16 protein-coding genes are annotated in these 17,695 nt (G+C 46.0%); 1 reads left to right on the forward strand and 15 read right to left on the reverse strand.

The annotated features are described in order from the left end of the window. From A6D97_RS07190 to rlmD, 12 genes are all read right to left on the reverse strand, one after another. A partial coding sequence (locus A6D97_RS07190) for a LysM peptidoglycan-binding domain-containing protein (RefSeq protein WP_139074306.1) occupies nucleotides 1–363 on the reverse strand: 363 nt, incomplete at its 3' end. Nucleotides 364–398: 35 nt separating this feature from the next. Further along, the gene (locus A6D97_RS07195; protein WP_065584104.1) at nucleotides 399–1,025 is read right to left on the reverse strand and encodes a protein-L-isoaspartate(D-aspartate) O-methyltransferase; all 627 of its coding nucleotides are present in this window, start codon (nucleotides 1,023–1,025) and stop codon (nucleotides 399–401) included. Further along, nucleotides 1,026–1,769, reverse strand: a complete 744-nt coding sequence (gene surE / locus A6D97_RS07200; RefSeq protein ID WP_065584105.1) for a 5'/3'-nucleotidase SurE — start codon at nucleotides 1,767–1,769, stop codon at nucleotides 1,026–1,028. An 81-nt stretch (nucleotides 1,770–1,850) separates the two neighbouring features. After that, nucleotides 1,851–2,897 carry a tRNA pseudouridine(13) synthase TruD gene (truD, locus tag A6D97_RS07205; protein ID WP_065584106.1) on the reverse strand — a complete coding sequence of 349 codons (1,047 nt, stop codon included), beginning with the start codon at nucleotides 2,895–2,897 and terminating at the stop codon, nucleotides 1,851–1,853. A gap of 22 nt (nucleotides 2,898–2,919) precedes the next feature. After that, nucleotides 2,920–3,399: a 2-C-methyl-D-erythritol 2,4-cyclodiphosphate synthase gene (gene ispF, locus A6D97_RS07210; protein WP_004739053.1), complete on the reverse strand. Its 480-nt coding sequence runs from the start codon at nucleotides 3,397–3,399 to the stop codon at nucleotides 2,920–2,922. A 2-nt stretch (nucleotides 3,400–3,401) separates the two neighbouring features. After that, a complete protein-coding gene (ispD, locus tag A6D97_RS07215; RefSeq protein WP_017059032.1) occupies nucleotides 3,402–4,103 on the reverse strand; it encodes a 2-C-methyl-D-erythritol 4-phosphate cytidylyltransferase in 702 nt (233 codons plus the stop codon). Then, nucleotides 4,103–4,384 (reverse strand): cell division protein FtsB, encoded by a 282-nt coding sequence (ftsB, locus tag A6D97_RS07220; RefSeq protein WP_010435786.1) that lies wholly within the window; start codon nucleotides 4,382–4,384, stop codon nucleotides 4,103–4,105. The genes ispD and ftsB overlap by 1 nt, the downstream gene beginning before the upstream one ends. Before the next feature lie 401 nt (nucleotides 4,385–4,785). Then, the gene (eno, locus tag A6D97_RS07225; RefSeq protein WP_017059033.1) at nucleotides 4,786–6,084 is read right to left on the reverse strand and encodes a phosphopyruvate hydratase; all 1,299 of its coding nucleotides are present in this window, start codon (nucleotides 6,082–6,084) and stop codon (nucleotides 4,786–4,788) included. 81 nt (nucleotides 6,085–6,165) lie between these two features. Next, entirely contained in the window at nucleotides 6,166–7,806 is a 1,641-nt protein-coding gene (locus A6D97_RS07230; RefSeq protein ID WP_017063214.1) for a CTP synthase, read from the reverse strand. Between the two features lie 150 nt (nucleotides 7,807–7,956). Beyond that, the gene (gene mazG / locus A6D97_RS07235) at nucleotides 7,957–8,754 is read right to left on the reverse strand and encodes a nucleoside triphosphate pyrophosphohydrolase (RefSeq protein ID WP_065584107.1); all 798 of its coding nucleotides are present in this window, start codon (nucleotides 8,752–8,754) and stop codon (nucleotides 7,957–7,959) included. A 208-nt stretch (nucleotides 8,755–8,962) separates the two neighbouring features. Continuing rightward, nucleotides 8,963–11,185, reverse strand: a complete 2,223-nt coding sequence (gene relA, locus A6D97_RS07240) for a GTP diphosphokinase (RefSeq protein WP_065584108.1) — start codon at nucleotides 11,183–11,185, stop codon at nucleotides 8,963–8,965. A 134-nt stretch (nucleotides 11,186–11,319) separates the two neighbouring features. Continuing rightward, nucleotides 11,320–12,639, reverse strand: coding sequence for a 23S rRNA (uracil(1939)-C(5))-methyltransferase RlmD (gene rlmD / locus A6D97_RS07245; RefSeq protein ID WP_065584109.1), 1,320 nt, complete (start codon nucleotides 12,637–12,639; stop codon nucleotides 11,320–11,322). Between the two features lie 165 nt (nucleotides 12,640–12,804). Between rlmD and barA the strand changes: the two genes are divergently transcribed. Beyond that, nucleotides 12,805–15,618 carry a two-component sensor histidine kinase BarA gene (gene barA, locus A6D97_RS07250; RefSeq protein WP_017067822.1) on the forward strand — a complete coding sequence of 938 codons (2,814 nt, stop codon included), beginning with the start codon at nucleotides 12,805–12,807 and terminating at the stop codon, nucleotides 15,616–15,618. Between the two features lie 125 nt (nucleotides 15,619–15,743). Here barA and acpS read toward each other — a convergent pair whose 3' ends face one another. The 3 genes from acpS to recO all read right to left on the reverse strand — a co-directional run bounded on the left by acpS (nucleotide 15,744) and on the right by recO (nucleotide 17,656). Then, the gene (acpS, locus tag A6D97_RS07255) at nucleotides 15,744–16,124 is read right to left on the reverse strand and encodes a holo-ACP synthase (protein WP_017059039.1); all 381 of its coding nucleotides are present in this window, start codon (nucleotides 16,122–16,124) and stop codon (nucleotides 15,744–15,746) included. Between the two features lie 69 nt (nucleotides 16,125–16,193). After that, nucleotides 16,194–16,931, reverse strand: a complete 738-nt coding sequence (pdxJ, locus tag A6D97_RS07260; protein ID WP_017059040.1) for a pyridoxine 5'-phosphate synthase — start codon at nucleotides 16,929–16,931, stop codon at nucleotides 16,194–16,196. Next, nucleotides 16,928–17,656, reverse strand: a complete 729-nt coding sequence (gene recO / locus A6D97_RS07265; RefSeq protein WP_019826299.1) for a DNA repair protein RecO — start codon at nucleotides 17,654–17,656, stop codon at nucleotides 16,928–16,930. The genes pdxJ and recO overlap by 4 nt, the downstream gene beginning before the upstream one ends. Nucleotides 17,657–17,695 lie beyond the last annotated feature (39 nt).

Genomic DNA, 17,695 nt, shown 5'->3' on the forward strand with positions numbered 1-17,695 from the left:
CGATGACGTAGTGGATGCCGCGACAGGCGCAGCAACTGCTGCAACCGCCACTGTTGATTTACCATACGCTGGTGCGCTGTAGCTCGGGCGCCACAACTTAAGCTTCTGCCCTGGGTGGATTGTATAAGGAGCAGAGAGCTTGTTATAACTAACTAAATCGTTAACGTCTTTGTTCGTCACATAAGCAATAAAATAAAGCGTATCGCCTTTTTTCACTTCGTAGTAACTACCGCGATAGCTGCCACGATCAATCGAAGAGTATTTTTTATTTAAGCTTGAAACTGGCGCAGGCGAATTCGCTGCACACCCAACAAGGGCACAGCTAAGTAGTAAAGCACTTACTTTTAACAACTTCGAACGCATCGACTCTCTACCCACCTACACCATTAGTCTTGTTATTAAGCTAGTTCACCGGGAACAAGAGGTACAAATCTCACCATCTCGATCACGCTCGATAAAAACTCGTCACCATGGCGAACAATCTTCAACAATTGTTGTTCGTCATCACCAACAGGGATTAATAAACGGCCGCCATCTTTCAACTGCTGTAAAAGAGCCTGAGGAATCGACTCTGCAGCTGCGGTGACAATAATCGCATCAAAAGGCGCCTTGGAAGACCATCCTTGCCAGCCATCACCATGTTTGGTTGAAATATTGTAGAAATCGAGTTGCTTCAACCTGCGTTTAGCATCCCATTGTAGAGACTTTATTCGTTCAACCGAATACACATGGTCAACAAGTTGAGCTAGTACAGCGGTTTGATAACCAGAACCCGTGCCAATTTCCAAAACACGGCTATCTTGTTGTAGTTCAAGTAACTCTGTCATTTTAGCAACGATGTACGGCTGAGAGATCGTCTGCCCTTGTCCAATAGGCAGCGCATTATTATCATAAGCTTGATGATACATCGCCTGCGACAAAAAACTCTCTCTTGGTAATTGGTAAATCGCATCAAGCACTTTCTGATCTTGAATGCCATTTTCAATCAGAAAAGTAACTAAGCGCTCTGCTTGTGGATTACTCACTTACTTCTCTCCTAACCATGTCGCCATCGCACCCAACGACTCATGCGCCGTTAAATCAACCTGTAGCGGTGTTACCGATACAAAGCCATGCTCTATCGCATAAAAGTCCGTACCTTCACCAGCATCTTGTTCTTTTCCCGGAGGACCAAGCCAATAGATATCATGACCACGAGGGTCTTTTTGCTTAATCATATCTTCGGCATGGTGACGAGCACCGAGGCGCGTAACTTGAGTACCAGAGAGTTGTTCTAAAGCCAAATCAGGCACATTGACGTTTAACAGGCGATTAGTTGGGATTGGGTTGACTAAATGTTGTTCGACGATACGACGAGCAATCGCTGCCGCTGTCTTAAAATGTTTTTTACCCACCAATGAAAATGCCACCGATTGAACGCCTAAGAAATGCCCTTCCATTGCGGCTGCGACTGTGCCTGAATAAAGCACATCGTCACCAAGGTTAGCACCGTGATTAATACCCGTTAAAACCAGATCGGGCATATCGTTCTTGAGCAGTTCATTTAACGCAAAATGCACACAGTCGGTCGGCGTGCCTTGTACCGTGTAGGTATTTTCTGCAATTTCTTGAACGCGCAAAGGTTGTTCTAAAGTTAATGAATTTGAAGCACCTGAGCGATTTCGGTCAGGTGCCACAATGATAACTTCAGCAAGATCACGTAATTCATTTGCTAGCTCATGAATACCTTGAGCGTGCACACCATCATCATTGCTGAGTAAAATCTTCATCTTGTATCCTTTCTTTTGTTCCCATGCTAAGCCAAGTCACTTAAATTCCAATATCAAGTGACTCAGCTCCAAGCAGAATCGTTATTGCTCGTAGGTTCTCTCTACGTGTACTTCTTCAACCAACTCTCGAACGATAGCGGTTGCGAAACAACCTGCGTCTAGAGAGAACTTAAGAGTGACATTATCTTCGTTCACTTCCCAAGTTAAATCGGTTGGTTTTAACGATGCTTCACGACGGTCATGGCGCATGCGGTTACCGCGAATCAGCGCCATTAGGTCAGGTTCAGAATCAAGATGTTTTTGCTCTAACGCTTGAGACTCATCAATCGTTGGTAAGGCATTATCGCCAGCCAAAGCAACAGTTATCAAAGCAGAACCGTTCGCAATGTCTTGGTTTACAGCTTCAATGTTGTCTGCTGTTACTGCCAGTTGAGCACCGTCTTTCACCACGATATCGCCAACCAATGCTGATGCAAACGCATCTTGCTCAATACGGTCTGAAAGGATCAGGTTGTAAATCCACGAACGAGCAGCAGAAAGGTACAAGCTGCGCTTATTCTGGTTACGAGTACGAACGTTATCGCGGCCCCAACGACGAGCTTCAGATAGGTTGTTACCTTCATTGCCAAAACGCTGAGCACCAAAGTAGTTTGGCACGCCCACTTGAGCGACTTTTTCCAAACGCTTGACCACATCATCGCAATCCGTTACTTCAGACAAGGTCAACTCAAATTGGTTGCCAACTAAATCGCCTGGACGTAACTTTTTGTTGTGTCGCGCTGTCGCTAAGATTTCAATGCTTGGGTATTGTGCTAAGAACCCTGAAAAGTCAGGCTCACCTTTCGGTAGGTGAACGCTCAACCACTGCTCTGTCACAGCGTGGCGGTCTTTCAAACCCGCCCAGCTCACGTCTTTCGACTTAACACCGCAAGCTTTAGCCAGCTCGTTTGCTACGAAGCTCGTGTTTTCACCAGTTTTACGAATACGAACCATTAGGTGCTCGCCTTCACCAGCAAACTCAAAACCCAAGTCTTCATTAACGACAAAGTGTTCGGCTTTTGCTTTTAGTTTTGCTTTCGCAGTTGGTTTACCGTTTAGATAAGCCAATGAAGATAAAATATCTGACATGCTGTTCTTTTCGTGTTGGTGCTTACGCACTTTTAGTAATTAGGACCACCGCTTCACATGCGATGCCCTCTTTGCGACCTGTAAAACCTAAACGCTCAGTGGTTGTCGCTTTTACATTCACATTGCTAATGCTGGTTTCTAGGTCTTGAGCAATAGCTTGGCACATAGAGTCTATATGAGGCGCCATCTTTGGAGCTTGCGCCATGATAGTAATATCGGCATTACCAATCACGTAACCTTGTTCTTTTACTCGACGGTAAACATCTTTCAGTAGCTCACGGCTATCCGCACCTTTCCATTCGTCATCGGTATCAGGGAAATGACGACCAATATCACCCGCAGCAATCGCACCCAATAGAGCGTCACACAACGCATGAAGGGCAACATCACCGTCAGAGTGTGCAATAAGACCTTGCTCGTAAGGGATGCTTACACCACCAATAATTACCGGGCCTTCACCACCAAACTTATGTACATCAAAGCCATGGCCAATACGAATCATCATTATTCCTTATTCTGACTTAAATAGAACTCAGCAAGCGCTAAATCTTCAGGCTGAGTAATCTTAAAATTATCTGAACGCCCCGCCACTAAAGCGGGCGATAAACCTTTCCATTCAAAGGCTGAGGCTTCATCAGTAATTGAAGCGCCTTGTTGCAACGCCTCACTTAATGCCTTCCACAGAGGCTTTGCTCTGAACATTTGCGGCGTAAGTGCATGCCATAAATCGGCACGCTCAACGGTATGCTCGATCTGCCCTTGGGCACCGCGCTTCATCGTGTCACGAACTGGAGCCGCTAAAATAGCGCCCACATCATGGCTCATCGCGCCGGAAATTAGCTTGTCGATATCACTTAGCTGAACACACGGCCTTGCCGCATCGTGAACCATTACCCAATCACTAAGCTGCTGCTCAGCGATATAGTTTAGCGCAGAGAGTACAGAGTCCGCTCGCTCGCTTCCGCCTGACACTCTGATCACTTGCGGGTTCAGGTTGAGTGCTAGATCAGGGTAGTATGGGTCATCATCGCTGATCGCAACGACAATTTGAGCGACTTGTGGGTGAGACAGTAATTTCTCAATGGTGTGCTCTAAAATTGTTTTGTCGTGAATCTTGAGATATTGCTTAGGGCGGTCTGCCTTCATTCGGCTACCGACGCCCGCCGCAGGTACAACGGCAATCACGCTTTGAAGTTGAGTCGACATTAATGGGATTCCTCACCAATGATGCGATAAAACGTTTCACCTTCTTTGACCATTCCAAGTTCATGACGTGCGCGTTCTTCTATCGCGTCTAAGCCTTGGCGTAGATCGTCAATTTCAGCAAACATTTCTGCATTTCGAATATGCAGCTTTTCATTTACTTGCTGTTGAACTTGGATTTCGTTGTTCACACCGTAGTAATCAGAGATACCATTTTTACCGAGCCACAGTGTGTGTTGTAGCCAGCCAAACACTATGAGCAGTACTAAAGCAAAAATTCGCATAACACCTTTCGCCGGTTGAAAAAGAAGGAACTAGAATAAGGCACATATATACCATAATGAGCTTATTGGTGCGAGATATGTGGTGTCAGGGAATCAATAAGTCGGGGAGTCATTGTCAGGAAAACAATGAGATTCCCTACTCCTTCCTTCGTCAGTCTAGGGAATGACGAACTTTATATGTGACAAGGAGGAGCTTTAGAGCCTAGAGCTTCTTTCATTCAGTTTTCTACAGACAAAAAAATGCCCCGCATAAGCGAGGCATTCAAAAGTATTAGTGCATAATTCTAACTAGTTGGTGCTGTAGCAAGGCAACAAAGAAGATTCAGCTATGGAGCATAGTTTCCTATGTGACTTAGTGAATCTTCTGCAGTTAACGCAGCTACAGTGCCAAATAGGACGAATTATTGACCTTTAACTTCTTTAAGACCGTTGTAAGGAGCTTTAGAACCTAGAGCTTCTTCGATACGGATAAGTTGGTTGTACTTAGCAACACGGTCAGAACGGCTCATAGAACCAGTTTTGATTTGACCTGCAGCTGTACCTACCGCTAGATCAGCGATAGTTGCATCTTCAGTTTCGCCAGAACGGTGAGAGATTACTGCAGTGTAGCCAGCGTCTTTAGCCATCTTGATAGCAGCTAGAGTCTCTGTTAGAGAACCGATTTGGTTGAACTTGATAAGGATAGAGTTAGCTACGCCTTTCTCGATACCTTCAGCAAGAATCTTAGTGTTTGTAACGAACAGATCGTCACCAACGATTTGAAGCTTGTCGCCTAGAAGTTCAGTTTGGTGCTTGAAGCCATCCCAATCTGACTCGTCAAGACCGTCTTCGATAGAAACGATTGGGAAGTTGTTCGCTAGCTCAGCTAGGTAGTGGTTGAACTCTTCAGAAGTGAAAGTTTTACCTTCGCCCTTCATGTTGTAGATGCCAGCTTCTTTGTCGAAGAACTCAGATGCTGCACAGTCCATAGCAAGAGTAACGTCTTTACCTAGTTCGTAACCAGCAGCTGCAACAGCTTCTGCGATAACTTCTAGAGCTTCAGCGTTAGACTTAAGGTTAGGAGCGAAACCACCTTCATCACCAACTGCAGTGCTGTAGCCTTTAGACTTAAGAACTTTAGCTAGGTTGTGGAATACTTCAGCGCCGATACGTAGACCTTCTTTAAGAGTTTTAGCGCCAACTGGTTGGATCATGAACTCTTGGATGTCAACGTTGTTATCTGCGTGCTCACCACCGTTGATGATGTTCATCATTGGTAGAGGCATAGAGAACTGACCAGCAGTACCGTTTAGCTCAGCGATGTGCTCGTATAGAGGCATGCCTTTCGCAGCAGCAGCAGCTTTTGCGTTAGCTAGAGATACAGCTAGGATAGCATTCGCGCCGAACTTAGACTTGTTATCAGTACCGTCTAGGTCAAGCATGATTTGGTCAACGTCAGCTTGTGCTTTAGCGTCAGTACCAACTAGAGCTTCAGCGATTGGGCCGTTTACAGCTTCAATAGCTTTAAGAACACCTTTACCTAGGAAACGTGATTTGTCGCCGTCACGTAGCTCAAGAGCTTCGCGAGAACCAGTAGATGCGCCAGATGGAGCAGCAGCCATACCTACGAAACCGCCTTCTAGGTGTACTTCAGCTTCTACAGTTGGGTTACCACGTGAATCGATGATTTCACGACCTAGAACTTTAACGATCTTAGACATTGAATGTTTCCTTCTCGTTGAATATATAAATGTCAAATTTAAAGGTAGCAGCACAACTTACGCAGCTACCTGTATTCCTTTTTACTTCTCTAACTCGCCGCGCTGGAACTCACCAGCCGCTTTAACGAAACCTGCAAACAATGGGTGACCATCGCGAGGTGTTGAAGTGAACTCTGGGTGGAATTGAGCAGCAACGAACCATGGGTGGTTCGGGTTCTCAATAACTTCAACCAGTTTCTTGTCCGCAGATAGACCCGATACTTTTAGGCCCGCTTTTTCGATTTGTGGACGAAGATTGTTGTTCACTTCGTAACGGTGACGGTGACGTTCATGGATCGTCGCGCTACCGTATAATTCGTAAGCTTTCGTCCCTTTCGCTAGGTGACAAAGCTGTGAACCAAGACGCATTGTGCCGCCAAGGTCAGATGTTTCTGTACGCTCTTCAACTTTACCTTCGCCATCAGTCCACTCAGTGATAAGACCAACAACTGGGTACTTAGTTTCAGTACAGAATTCAGAAGAGTGTGCCCCTTCCATTTTCGCAACGTTACGAGCGTACTCGATAAGTGCGACTTGCATACCTAGACAGATACCTAAGTACGGTACTTTGTTTTCACGAGCGTATTGAGCAGCAAGAATCTTACCTTCAACACCACGGTCACCAAAGCCACCAGGAACTAGGATTGCATCTAGGCCTTCTAAAACTTCTACGCCACGAGACTCAACGTCTTGTGAATCTACATATTTAATATTAACGCTTAGGCGATTTTTCAAGCCCGCGTGTTTTAGCGCTTCATTTACTGATTTGTATGCGTCTGGTAGTTCAATGTACTTACCAACCATACCAATCGTCACTTCACCCGTTGGGTTAGCTTCTTCGTAAATTACTTGTTCCCATTCAGACAGGTCTGCTTCTGGAGCTGTGATGCCGAAACGCTTACATACAAGTTCATCAGTACCTTGAGCTTTAATAAGCTGAGGGATCTTGTAGATAGAGTCAACATCGCGCATAGAAATAACTGCATTTTCTTGCACATTACAGAACAGAGCAATTTTCTTACGCTCGTTCGAAGGAATGTTGCGGTCTGAACGACAAACTAGGATGTCTGGCTGAATACCAATAGACAGTAGCTCTTTTACAGAGTGTTGCGTTGGCTTAGTTTTCACTTCGCCCGCAGCTGCTAGGTATGGCACTAGAGTAAGGTGCATGAACATTGCGCGTTCACGGCCTAGTTCTACTGCTAGCTGACGAATCGCTTCCATGAATGGTAGAGATTCGATATCACCAACCGTACCACCAACTTCAACGATCGCAATATCGTGGCCAGCTGCGCCAGAAATTACACGCTCTTTGATAGAGTTAGTGATGTGTGGGATAACCTGAATAGTTGCACCTAGGTAATCACCGCGACGCTCTTTAGCGAGTACGTCTGAGTAAACACGACCTGCAGTGAAGTTGTTACGCTTAGTCATCTTGGTGCGAATGAATCGCTCATAGTGACCAAGGTCAAGGTCTGTTTCAGCGCCATCTTCCGTAACGAACACTTCACCGTGCTGAGTCGGGCTCATAGTGCCTGGATCAACGTTGATGTAAGGGTCAAGCTTCATCATGGTCACTTTAAGACCACGAGCTTCTAAAATAGCTGCAAGAGATGCTGCAGCAATACCTTTACCTAGAGAGGATACAACCCCGCCAGTAACAAAAATGTAATTTGTCGTCATGTTTAACCTGAAATTGGTTGAATGAGGGAAATGGACTACTTCTGGACGGGATGAAAATATACCAGAAGCCCCTTATCGCCACAACGTGAAATCTATCACACTGCTATTTTTTATTTTTTGCTTCAAATCAATTCATGATAAAAGCTTTGGTTATCTTTTCTCCGCCACTTTGACTTCATCCCACATGGAATCAAGCTGTTGTAGTGAAAAGTCAGTCAAATTTTTATCTTGCTGACGAACTTTTTGTTCCACCCCTTTAAAGCGACGCGAAAACTTGAGATTGGCTTTATTGAGTGCCGATTCTGGGTTTTTACCTAAATGTCGTACCAAATTGACCGTCGCAAACAGTAAATCCCCCAGCTCTTCTTCAACCAAATCTTCATTTGGCGTCACTTGAAGTGCCTCTTCCAGCACCTCATCGACTTCCTCTAAAACCTTATTAGCCACTGGGCCAATAGAGTCCCAATCAAAGCCATATTTCGCGACCTGCTTTTGAATCTTTGTAGCACGTGAAAGCGCAGGTAGAGAGCTTGGTATTGAGTCTAGAATACTTTCTTGAGTTTTGCCTGCCTGAGCTTTTTCTTTGGCTTTTTCAGCTTCCCAGTTGGCATTAATTTCTTCATCGCTCGCAAACTCGGTATCAGAAAACACATGCGGATGGCGGCGTGTTAGCTTTTCGTTAATGCCATCAACCACATCAGAGAACTCAAACAACCCCTGTTCTTTCGCTAACTGGCTATAGAAGATCACCTGAAACAACAAGTCACCCAACTCTTCTTGTAGGTTCGGCCAATCTTTGTTGTGAATCGCATCCACCACTTCGTACGTCTCTTCGATAGTATGCGGGACAATTGTTTCAAAATTTTGTTTTAAATCCCAAGGACAGCCACCTTCTGGATCGCGCAGCTTAGTCATAATTTGTTCTAGTTGTTCAATCGGGTGGCTCATGGTGCTTTCCTATTATTCTGTTTGATTGTTTTAATCTAATTCTTTTCTTAAAACTAAAAAAGGTGAGCAGCCAAAACCACTCACCTTTCTATTTTTCGTCATCTCCAAGAGTGAAGTATGAGCGAGTTGGGGATCTCAAACCGCTTGGCGAGATTCCCTATCACGTTCGTCCCTCACTGTAGGGAATGACATAAATGACACAAAAGGATCATCCAAGTCTCTTAACGCTCATTACATCTTTGATCTGCTCGACTCGACTTGTCACTCGGCTCAGAATCTCAATATTGGTCACTTCCAAATCGAAATCCATTACCGATAGCTGACGCTTGTAGTCGATGCGGCTCTTCATTGTCGTCACACTGATCTTCTCGTTCGAGAACAGTGAGGTGATGTCTTTCAACAAGCCATTACGTTCTAGCGCTTCAACACGCAGCGTTAGGATGTATGAGCCGACAAAGCCATTACCCCAAACGGTATCAATGATACGTTCTGGCGCATGCACGCTTAGCTCGCCTAGCTGTTCACAGTCAGCGCGGTGCACTGAGATACCACGACCTTGAGTGATGTAACCTTTAATCACATCACCTGGGATTGGCTGACAGCAACGCGCTAGGTGCGTCATTAGGTTATCAACGCCCTCAACCACTACCGCATCTTTCTTCGGACGACTCTGTTGTGCCGGCTTGTTTTCCGACTCAAGCAGTTTCTCTAGCGCTTTCTTGTCTTCTTCTTCCGCCGTTGGCTTATTCACTAGCGCATTGATGTGATTAACCACTTGGTTAATACGCAAGTCGCCACTACCAATACCTGCATAGAGTTCGTCTGGCGTATTCACGTTAAAGCGTTTTAGTGCGTATTGATCAGCATCTTTTAGGGTTGCGCCTACTTTCGCTAGCTCAACTTCCAGGATATCACGACCCGCTTCTAGGTTTTTCTCACGGCTTTGTGCGCGGAACCAAGCGTTGATTTTCGCTCGAGCTCGACCAGAATGAACAAAACCTGTGGTTGGATTTAACCAGTCACGAGATGGGTTCGGCTCTTTCTGCGTGATGATCTCAACTTGATCGCCCATCGATAGTTTATGAGTGAACGGTACGATACGCCCCGCTACTTTGGCACCGATACAGCGGTGTCCGACCATCGAGTGGATGTGGTAGGCGAAATCCAACGGGGTTGCGCCCATTGGTAAGTCGACCACGTCACCACGTGGAGTAAATGCGTATACACGGTCATCGAAGACTTGGCTACGTACCTCATCCAGCATCTCGCCAGAGTCCGACATCTCTTCTTGCCAGTCGATAAGTTTACGCAACCAAGTGATTTTCTCATCGTAGCCACTACGGACGCTTGAAGCTCCTTCTTTGTACTTCCAGTGCGCCGCCACACCAAGCTCAGAGTCTTCGTGCATTTGCTTAGTACGGATCTGAATCTCAATGGTCTTGCCTTCAGGGCCAAGTACTACGGTATGAATCGACTGGTAACCATTTGGCTTAGGGTTCGCCACATAGTCATCAAATTCGCTCGGGAGGTGCTTGTATTTAGTGTGTACCACCCCAAGGCCGGCGTAACAGTCTTGCAGCTGGTCAGCGATAATACGTACTGCTCGTACGTCAAAAAGCTCATCGAAGGCTAAGCCTTTCTTCTGCATTTTGCGCCAGATACTGTAGATGTGTTTTGGTCGGCCACTCACTTCAGCATTGATGTTTGAACGCTGCATTTCTGCGGTTAAATCATCAACGAAATCTGTGATGTATTGTTCACGAACGATACGACGCTCAGACAGCTGTTTTGCAATCTGCTTGTAGGTATCTGGTTGTTGGTAGCGGAATGCGTAATCTTCGATTTCCCACTTAAGTTGGCCGATACCTAAACGGTTTGCCAGTGGGGCATAGATGTTAGAACACTCTTTTGCGGCCGCGCGACGCACAGCATCAGGCGCTTTTTTTACCTCGATAAGGTTACAGATTCGTTCAGCGAGTTTGATGACTACGCAGCGGAAATCATCGACCATAGCCAGTAGCATGCGTCGAACGTTATCAACTTGACCCGAGGCAGCACTGCCTTCAAGGGTCACGTTTAACTGGCCTAAGGCCGCCATTTCTTCAACGCCATCGATCAACTTTACGGTTTCTTTACCGTAGCTTTCTTCAAACGCTTCGCGCTCAAAAACGCCGCTTGAGACGACAGGGAAAAGTTGTGCAGCAATTAAAGTGGCACGGTCCATGGACAAGGTGACCAAGATTTCGATCATCTCACGGCCACGCCAAAGCAAGAGCGATGCTTGCTCGTGATCTTTTAAAAGTTCTTCACAGTGACGATAAACTTTAATCAGTTTATTCGAGGTTTTTGCGTCTTGATTCAATGACGCAATCCAACTTTCTAGCTCAAACTGTTCGCTTGGGTTTAAATGTGCGCTTCGTACCGCAACCATCATGCCTTCCTAGTTATTATGTTTTATACCCAATTCAATATGACTAACTGGTTCCAAGTTAGTTCGACCATATTGATATCAGCGCAGGCTTCCCTGCGCCTTTGTGATTCATTTGAAGCCTTGTTTAAGGGCCTCTAAGCCTTGATAAAGAGAGCCATCGATTCTAGATGACTGGTGTGTGGGAACATGTCCAACATACCCAGTTTGGCTAATTGATAACCTTGTTTTTCTAAGCTCTCAGAATCTCTAGCTAGAGTAGCAGGATTACACGAAACATAAACCACACGCTTCGCTCCTAACGCTGAAATTTGATCAACGATCCCACTAGCTCCCGCACGTGCCGGGTCAAGCAATACTTTATCGAACTTCTCTTTTGCCCAAGGCTGTGAAGATAAGTCTTCTTCAAGGTTAGCTTGGTAAAATTCCGTATTGCTTAACTGGTTTAACGCTGCATTAGATTTGGCTTGCTGAACCATTTCATCAACGCCTTCTACACCAACCACAAACGCCGATTGTTGCGCGATAGGTAAACTGAAGTTACCTAAACCACAAAACAGGTCTAGTACTCGCTCATCCGCTTGAGGCTCTAGCCACTCAATCGCTTGAGCCACCATCTGCTGATTCACTTTCTGGTTTACTTGGATAAAGTGGTTTGGCTCAAACGGTAACGTCACGCCAGTTTCGCTGTAAGAAGGTGTATCGCCGACTAAGCGAACCAACTTATCGGTTTCAGGCATCGAATACAGCGTAGCGCCTTCTTCTTTTGCTAACGCAATCAGCGCTTGCTCATCTTTTTCAACCAAAGGCTTAAGGTGACGTAGCACCATAACAGGGCCAGTATCGCCCAACACCAATTCAACGTGTCCTAAAGACGTAAGGCTGTTGAAAGTGTTCAGTAAATTTTTCAGTTTTGGCAGCAATACATTGAGGCGAGGATCAAGCACGGCACAGTCGGTGATGTTTTCAATCTGCTTACTCTGCTTCTTACGGAAACCAAACTGAAGCTGCTGTGTCTTCTTATCAACAAATAGGCTGATACGTGCACGACGTCGATAACCGGTTTCATCACCGACAATAGGTTGTGCAACTTCAGTGTTAGCTGTTTGGTATTGGCTCATAAGGTGCGTCAGAGATTGCGATTTATGCTCAACCTGAGAAGAGTAACCGAGGTGTTGAAGGTGACAACCACCACACTGATTAAAGTGCTTACAAAACGGCTTTAAACGCTGCTCGCTCGGCTTCAATAACTTGATGAGCTTAGCTCGCGAAAACTTACTTTTGCTCTCAGTAAGTTGAATAACCACCTGCTCACCGGGCAATGCGCCATCAATGAAAACCGGTTTATTCTTTTGATAAGCGATGCCAGCGCCATTGTGATCCATTCGTTCAACCAAAACCGATTGATGCTTGGTCTCGAGTTGAGTTTTCTTTTTTGGTTGGAAAAAACGTGCCATTGCTTGTGCCTAATGTATCTTTTAATAAGTAATTGGTATCCAGGACTCACTATTATGTCTTGGAATCATTGTCGAACGTCACGGCTTTGATTAAGCTTACCGTTCACTTAACCGCCATTGTGTGCGTTATTTTCCCATATCCAGACCTCGATGTAATTAAAGAACATGACCAGATATGGCTTAAGAGCCCGTGTAATTACCTTAACTCTAGCTCCAACCCTGATTATTGGGTTGCTATTGAGTGCATTTTTCTCATTTAACCGCTATCAAGACCTTGAAGGTCAAGTGGTTAACACTGGTACTAGCATCATTGAGCCACTTGCGATTGCGAGTGAATCAGGCATGAAGCTCGAAAGTCGAGAGTCTGTTCGTCAGCTTATTAGCTATGCGCATCGAAAGAATTCTAAGCTAGTGCGCAGTATCGCGGTGTTTGATGAGCGTCATGAGTTGTTTGTAACCTCAAACTTCCACCCCGATTTTGAAAGCCTGACCTACCCCAAAGATAAACCGATCCCGCATTTAAGCTCATCGAACCTTCTCGATAATACGCTGATCCTGCGGACACCTATCATCGCCGAAGGCCAGTACATCAATTCAGCCAACGGTCAGTCTCAAGCTAATCAAGCGATCGGCTACATTGCGATTGAATTAGATCTTTCATCACTTCGATTGCAGCAATATCAAGAAGTGTTCTCTGCATTCTTAGTGTTGATTCTCGGGCTTGGTTTATCGGGTGTGTTTGCGTTCCGCTTAATGCACGATGTCACTCAACCGATCACACACATGAAAAACATGGTCGACCGAATTCGTCGAGGTCACCTAGATGTGCGTATCGAAGGTAAGATGCATGGTGAGCTAGACTCGCTGAAAAACGGTATCAATGCGATGGCGGTATCGCTATCAGAGTATCACGTCGAGATGCAGCACAGTATCGACCAGGCCACATCAGATTTGCGTGAAACTCTTGAACAGCTTGAGATTCAAAACGTTGAGTTAGACATCGCGAAGAAACGCGCTCAAGAAGCGGCTCGTGTTAAGTCTGAGTTCTTAGCGAATATGTCTCACGAATTGAGAACGCCGCTGAACGGTGTGATTGGCTTTACTCGTCAAATGCTCAAGACTCACCTATCGAACAGTCAAACCGATTACCTACAAACCATTGAACGCTCGGCAAACAACCTGCTTAGCATCATCAACGATATCTTGGACTTCTCGAAACTTGAAGCCGGTAAATTAGCCCTAGAGAACATCCCATTTGAATTCCAAGCCAGCCTTGAAGAGGTAGTAAACCTTCAAGCAACCAACGCTCATGAGAAAGGCCTAGAACTGACACTGAAGATCGACCCTAAAGTACCGCCAGGTGTGGTGGGCGATCCACTGCGTATTCAGCAGATCCTAACCAACCTTGTTGGTAACTCAATCAAGTTTACCGAACGCGGCAACATTGATATCAGCGTTGAGCTTCGCTCACAAAGTGAAGACAACATCGAGCTGCAATTCATGGTTCGCGATACGGGTATTGGTATTTCTGAGCGTCAACAAGCTCAGCTTTTCCAAGCTTTCAGCCAAGCCGATGCAAGTATCTCTCGTCGTTACGGCGGTACAGGCTTAGGTCTGGTTATCACCCAAAAACTGGTCAGCCAAATGGGCGGAGAGATCAGCCTAACCAGTCGTCTTCACCAAGGCTCTACCTTCTGGTTCACCTTGAGACTATCAACGACTGATATGCCGATGACAGAGCTGATTGAGACGCAGTGTCTGCAAGACAAACAACTGCTGCTTATCGAGCCAAACATGCAAGCGGCATCGATTACTCAGCAAATCCTAACCCAAGAAGGCTTAGTGGTAACGTATCGTTCGGTGATGCCAGATGAGACGACCTCGTATGACTACGTTCTGCTTAACCTAGCCGCCAACCAAGAGTATCAATTTGATACTGTGAGTGGTTGGGCGATCGGTGCGAAGAAGATTGCTCAAAACGTGATTATTGGTACACCAAGTACCGAGCTAGCGTTGGGTGAGCAACTAATGAAAGAGGTCGATGTTCAGTGCATCACCAAGCCTCTTTCTCGTAAGAAGTTGCTGCAAACTCTGGTATCGAATCAGGCACCTACCTTGATTGCACCAGCGATTGAAACGCATTCTGAAGAGAAGTTACCGCTTACTGTGATGGCAGTAGACGACAACCCAGCCAACCTTAAGTTGATTACCGCGCTGCTTAAAGAGCGTGTAGAAACCGTCATCAGTTGTACCAGTGGTCAGCAGGCGATAGACAAAGCGACAGAGACGCCATTTGATATCATCTTCATGGATATTCAAATGCCACAGATGGACGGTGTAACCGCTTGTCAGAACATCAAAAAACTGGCGAACAATGCGAATACACCTGTAATTGCCGTGACCGCACATGCAATGATTGGCGAACGAGATCGACTGCTTGAAGCAGGCATGGATGACTACCTAACCAAACCTATTGAAGAGCATGTTTTACAGCAGGTTCTGATTCATTGGAGCTCGACCTCTGAGGTTGAGCACATCGAAAAAATAGATCCAGACCACCCAGCGGTCTCTGCTGAAGTCGACAACGGTCCGGTGTCAGAAACTGAAGCCAGCGTGCACACAAACATCATCATTGATTGGCAAGCTGCGATGAAACAAGCCGCCAATAAAGAAGACCTCGCACGCGATATGCTGCAAATGCTCGTCGACTTTATTCCAGAGGTGTATGAGGCAGCAGACAAAGCGATAGAAGACAGTGACTATCCAGTTGAAGAGCTGATACACATCATTCACAAGATGCATGGCAGCAGCTCGTACAGCGGCGTACCAAGGCTAAAATCGGTATGTGCGACAATAGAGAAAGAGCTGCGTTCAGGTACTTCTGTTGAAGACATTGAACCTGAGCTTTTCGAGCTTCAGGATGAATTAGATAAGGTTCAAGCAACCGCGATTCACTACTTGAAACAGGCGAAGGCCTAGCGGGTACTTGTTACTCACTAGTATTCTTTAGAGGGTTTACCCGCCAATAAAAAAGCAGAGCTCATGAGCTCTGCTTTTTTCTGTCTAGAGCCAAGAGCACTAGATATAAAGTCGCGATAATCTGTTTACGATTCGAGTAACACCGTTGCCACAGCGTAGTGACGCTCATCCGAGATAGTCAGATGAATCGATGTTGTGCCATTCGCCTCTGCGATTTCACGCGCTTTCTTGTGTAAGCTCAATACTGGCTTACCATGCTCATCGTTTGAAATCTCAAAGTCGTGGAAGGTAACACCCAGCGCAATCCCCGTACCTAACGCCTTAGATGCAGCTTCTTTAGCAGCAAAACGTTTTGCAAGGTAACGGCCTTTTTGCTTCAACTGTTGGAATACTTCAAACTCAGAATCCGTCAAAATACGCTGAGCAAAAGCGTCGCCACTTCGCGACAGCGCCTTCTCGACACGTTCGATTTCTGCGATATCTGTACCTAATCCAACAACTGCCATGTTTCCTCTACTACTTAACTTCTGTCTAATGATTAACTGTACATCGCTTAGTGCCGACGACTTGCCGAACTAAGCGTTGTTACGTGCTGTTTCCATGATTGCTTTCATGTCTGCAACGGCTTTGTTTAAGCCATCAAACACTGCACGTCCCATGATCGAGTGACCGATGTTCAGCTCGTAGATCTCTGGAAGTGCCGCAATCGGTGCTACGTTGTGGTAAGTCAGACCATGACCCGCATTGACTGTGATACCTAAGTCATCTGCATAGCTTGCGCCTGCTGCGATCTTCTTAAGCTCGTCTTGTTGATCTTCTTCTGTCTTAGCATCAGCATAGTGACCCGTGTGCAGTTCAATGAACGGTGCGCCACACGCTTTTGCAGCATCGATTTGCTCACGGTCAGCATCGATAAACAGAGATACCTTGATACCTGCTGCAGACAGTTTTTGTGTCGCCGCTTTGATCTTCTCTAGTTGACCAACTACGTCCAAGCCACCTTCAGTGGTTAGCTCTTCACGTTTTTCAGGAACCAGACAAACAAACTCAGGATTAGTATCGAGTGCAATTTGAACCATCTCGTCCGTTACGGCCATCTCCAAGTTCATGCGAGTTTGAAGTGTTTCAGCCAGAATACGCACATCGCGATCAACGATGTGACGACGGTCTTCACGCAGGTGAATAGTAATGCCATCTGCACCAGCACGTTCAGCGATTTCAGCTGCGTGTACTGGATCTGGGTATTTAGTACCACGTGCATTACGTAGTGTTGCAATATGGTCGATATTAACGCCTAAAAGGATTGAGCTCATTTTCCAATACTCCGTGCTCTGGAGAGGGCTATTGTTGGCATAAATAGCTCTCTACTTTTTAATGGTTTGCCGCCAAGATACGGCTTTAAGGCTATGCGTGTAAAGCGTTTTGCCGCTTTTAACTGCTCTTTAGTGATAAACCTACGTTCGCTGATTGCAATAAGTTCATCGCCCATAAAAGTCAGGTTATCTCGACGTACTGAAGCGATGAAACCTTTCTGCTCTCGATAGCGATAAGTCATGCTCGGATCAATCGCTTCGCCAGTGCCCGCGCAGTGTAAAAAGTCGACGCCGTAACCCATAGCAGATAATAGAGCCAGCTCAAAGCGACGCAGTGCTGGCTCAGGATTATCATTATGCGCCAGCTCTGTTAAAGCATGAAGATAGTCGTGAAAAAGTGCAGGCATCGGTACTTCCGCCATCAATACCCGACCGATAAGCTCGTTCACGTACATGCCTGAATACAGATTAATACCGGCGAGAGGGAGCCCCAAGCTGATGGGTTCAGCTTGGCGTAAGGTTTTCATCGAACCATTACCAGACCACTTAAGCAATAGCGGCGTAAAAGGTTGTAATGCACCTTTCAAATTGGAACGCTTGCTGCGAGCGCCTTTAGACATCAACGTCACCCGACCGAACTCTTCGCTGAAGACGTCCAAGATCAGGCTCGACTCACTGTATGGTCGACGGTGCAACACAAAGCATCGCTGTAACCCTTCGCTCAATCACTTACCCTTATTACAGATACAAAAAGAGAGAGTTCG

The organism is Vibrio sp. ZF57, assembly GCF_001691235.1.
In the GTDB taxonomy this organism is placed as follows: Bacteria; Pseudomonadota; Gammaproteobacteria; order Enterobacterales; family Vibrionaceae; genus Vibrio; species Vibrio crassostreae_C.

What these genes read in the sequence shown, in the direction of transcription:
- surE (WP_065584105.1), bottom strand. Translation starts at nt 1,769, where the DNA reads ATGAAGATTTTACTCAGCAATGATGATGGTGTGCACGCTCAAGGTATT.
- truD (WP_065584106.1), bottom strand. Translation starts at nt 2,897, where the DNA reads ATGTCAGATATTTTATCTTCATTGGCTTATCTAAACGGTAAACCAACT.
- ispF (WP_004739053.1), bottom strand. Translation starts at nt 3,399, where the DNA reads ATGATTCGTATTGGCCATGGCTTTGATGTACATAAGTTTGGTGGTGAA.
- ispD (WP_017059032.1), bottom strand. Translation starts at nt 4,103, where the DNA reads ATGTCGACTCAACTTCAAAGCGTGATTGCCGTTGTACCTGCGGCGGGC.
- ftsB (WP_010435786.1), bottom strand. Translation starts at nt 4,384, where the DNA reads ATGCGAATTTTTGCTTTAGTACTGCTCATAGTGTTTGGCTGGCTACAA.
- eno (WP_017059033.1), bottom strand. Translation starts at nt 6,084, where the DNA reads ATGTCTAAGATCGTTAAAGTTCTAGGTCGTGAAATCATCGATTCACGT.
- A6D97_RS07230 (WP_017063214.1), bottom strand. Translation starts at nt 7,806, where the DNA reads ATGACGACAAATTACATTTTTGTTACTGGCGGGGTTGTATCCTCTCTA.
- mazG (WP_065584107.1), bottom strand. Translation starts at nt 8,754, where the DNA reads ATGAGCCACCCGATTGAACAACTAGAACAAATTATGACTAAGCTGCGC.
- relA (WP_065584108.1), bottom strand. Translation starts at nt 11,185, where the DNA reads ATGGTTGCGGTACGAAGCGCACATTTAAACCCAAGCGAACAGTTTGAG.
- rlmD (WP_065584109.1), bottom strand. Translation starts at nt 12,639, where the DNA reads ATGGCACGTTTTTTCCAACCAAAAAAGAAAACTCAACTCGAGACCAAG.
- barA (WP_017067822.1), top strand. Translation starts at nt 12,805, where the DNA reads ATGACCAGATATGGCTTAAGAGCCCGTGTAATTACCTTAACTCTAGCT.
- acpS (WP_017059039.1), bottom strand. Translation starts at nt 16,124, where the DNA reads ATGGCAGTTGTTGGATTAGGTACAGATATCGCAGAAATCGAACGTGTC.
- pdxJ (WP_017059040.1), bottom strand. Translation starts at nt 16,931, where the DNA reads ATGAGCTCAATCCTTTTAGGCGTTAATATCGACCATATTGCAACACTA.